The organism is Arachidicoccus sp. (assembly GCF_050436765.1).
In the GTDB taxonomy this organism is placed as follows: Bacteria; Bacteroidota; Bacteroidia; order Chitinophagales; family Chitinophagaceae; genus Arachidicoccus.
In genome coordinates this window covers 1-2053 of record NZ_JBNQGD010000059.1, presented here as the reverse complement: position 1 = coordinate 2053, position 2053 = coordinate 1, and the positions used below count along the sequence as shown (strand labels likewise).

The window sequence follows — 2053 nt, the reverse complement described above, 5'->3', positions numbered from 1 at the left end:
CACAAAAAATAGATTTTAAGTCTACCGCGTCTGCCAATTTCGCCACAGGGCTTTTACCCGAAAACAATCAAGGGTAGCGGGACTTGAACCCGCGCCAACGGTTTTGAAGACCGCTACTCTACCAATTAAGCCATACCCTTTTTTAGTAGACATAAAATAGAGATAGCCGGAATCGAACCGACACCCCTTGAGTGCAAATCAAGGATTCTACCATTAAACTATACCCCCGTTTAAAACCGCATTGCTTAGGCGAAAATGGGCATCGAACCCATAATAGCGGGGTATGAATCCGCCGTTTTGCCAATTAAACTATTTCACCTTAGATAAAATATCAATAAAATAGCACGGAACGCGCCGGTGGGCACATTGGGACTCGAACCCAAAATCGCGAATTAAAAGCCCGCCGTTTTGCCAATTAAAACTATGCGCCCAAACAAAATACGTACGCCCTGCGAGACTCGAACCCACGTTCCCAACTTGAAAGGCTGGTGTCCTAACCAAACTAGACGAAGGGCGCAACTTCGCTAATAATAAATAAATAATGTTTATCAACAACAAATCCCCAGGATGGAAGCTGAGTAAAGGGCAATAAGGGAATCGAACCCCCACTCTTCTCGGTGTAAACGAGACGCTTTGCCAATTAAGCTAATCACCCCGGCGGACCCCGCTATGCAAAGACGGTGGGATTCGAACCCACGCCGGCGATTTTGGAGACCGCCACTCTGCCAGTTAAGCTACGTCTTTAATTATTCCAATAACCAAAACGAACAAAAATTCCGCAGGAGGGTTGGGTGGGATTCGAACCCACGGTAACCTTACGGAAACTTCGCATTAGCAATGCGACGCATTCGGCCACTCTGCCACCAACCCTTACTACACCGCTGCGAATAACCCTGGAGGGACTTGAACCCACAAAAAATAGATTTTAAGTCTACCGCGTCTGCCAATTTCGCCACAGGGCTTTTCCTAAGTATGATCTTATCGAAACGTGCTTAAGGGTGGTATCGAACCGCCGACCTTAGGATTTTCAGTCCCACACTCTAACCAACTGAGCTACTTAAGCAATATAAAGGTTTATCAACATTAACACAAAGGGCAATAAGGGAATCGAACCCCCACTCTTCTCGGTGTAAACGAGACGCTTTGCCAATTAAGCTAATCACCCAAACCTGTAACCAGGTTAACGCCACTATTTACTCGTGCCCGGCAAACAGCTTTTAGGGTAGAGGGTATCGAACCCCCACTAACGGAGTCAAAGTCCGCCGCTCTGCCAACTAAGCTATACCCTAAAATACAACTTAACTATTCTTATCGCGCGATTCCGATCCGCACTAGAATCGTATTTACGCAGCTTACCCAATGTTTTTCAGTCCGGTTAACGGGAACTCGAGCAAGCACTTCCCTCGGGCTATAATTGCTTTTTCGCGCCCGCCACGCGCCTCCTCTTCCTGCCCACACACGCCGTCATAATCTTACTGTAATTCTGCTCTGCTCGGAACAATACACTTTTTTCATTATTTTCCAACTATTTCCTCTTTCCACCTTCAGAACTCGTTTTCACGGGTCTCGAAACATCCCTGCCTCGACTCCGCCCACACAATTTAAAAAATTTTTCCTTTTTTTTCAAAAACTACGCATTTCTATATTTTTCACGCGCTTCCCGCTATAAACACCTCCAAAACCCGCTCCGAAATCGGTTTCTTATCCTTACTAAGGTAGGACTTTTGCATCCTCCCGCCACCACATTTTTATCGACTTTTCCGCCCGTTTTACTTAACAAACTGTCTAAAAATTGAGATTTTTGCATTTTTGCAAAAAAAAGTGCATTTTTGCATTTTCATACATTTATTTCATGTAAAAAAATGTATGAAAAAATGTATGCATACATTTATTTTTCTTTACACTCTTAGAAATATGGCCCTAAATTTTCATAAATCTCGAACAAGCAGGCGCTGCGGCGGCAAAAACAGCACCGGACGTCAAAGAAGTTTTTCTAAACGCGCGATTCCGATCCGCACTAGAATCGTATTTACGCAGCTTACCCAATGTTTTT

General features: G+C 44.5%; 11 tRNA genes. All 11 read right to left on the bottom strand.

The annotated features are described in order from the left end of the window. Positions 1-157: 157 nt before the first annotated feature. The 11 genes from ACQR30_RS02440 to ACQR30_RS02390 all read right to left on the bottom strand — a co-directional run bounded on the left by ACQR30_RS02440 (position 158) and on the right by ACQR30_RS02390 (position 1289). A tRNA-Ala gene (locus ACQR30_RS02440) sits at positions 158-228 on the bottom strand. 19 nt (positions 229-247) lie between these two features. Beyond that, positions 248-319 (bottom strand) — tRNA-Met (locus tag ACQR30_RS02435). Positions 320-358: 39 nt separating this feature from the next. Continuing rightward, positions 359-431 (bottom strand) — tRNA-Lys (locus tag ACQR30_RS02430). Positions 432-443: 12 nt separating this feature from the next. Then, positions 444-517 (bottom strand) — tRNA-Glu (locus ACQR30_RS02425). A gap of 65 nt (positions 518-582) precedes the next feature. Next, positions 583-655, bottom strand: a tRNA-Val gene (locus tag ACQR30_RS02420). A 17-nt stretch (positions 656-672) separates the two neighbouring features. Next, a tRNA-Trp gene (locus ACQR30_RS02415) sits at positions 673-744 on the bottom strand. A 39-nt stretch (positions 745-783) separates the two neighbouring features. Then, positions 784-870: transfer RNA gene (locus ACQR30_RS02410), tRNA-Ser, on the bottom strand. 18 nt (positions 871-888) lie between these two features. After that, positions 889-962: transfer RNA gene (locus ACQR30_RS02405), tRNA-Leu, on the bottom strand. Positions 963-989: 27 nt separating this feature from the next. Beyond that, positions 990-1063 (bottom strand) — tRNA-Phe (locus ACQR30_RS02400). A 29-nt stretch (positions 1064-1092) separates the two neighbouring features. After that, positions 1093-1165: transfer RNA gene (locus ACQR30_RS02395), tRNA-Val, on the bottom strand. Positions 1166-1217: 52 nt separating this feature from the next. Further along, positions 1218-1289 (bottom strand) — tRNA-Gln (locus tag ACQR30_RS02390). Positions 1290-2053 lie beyond the last annotated feature (764 nt).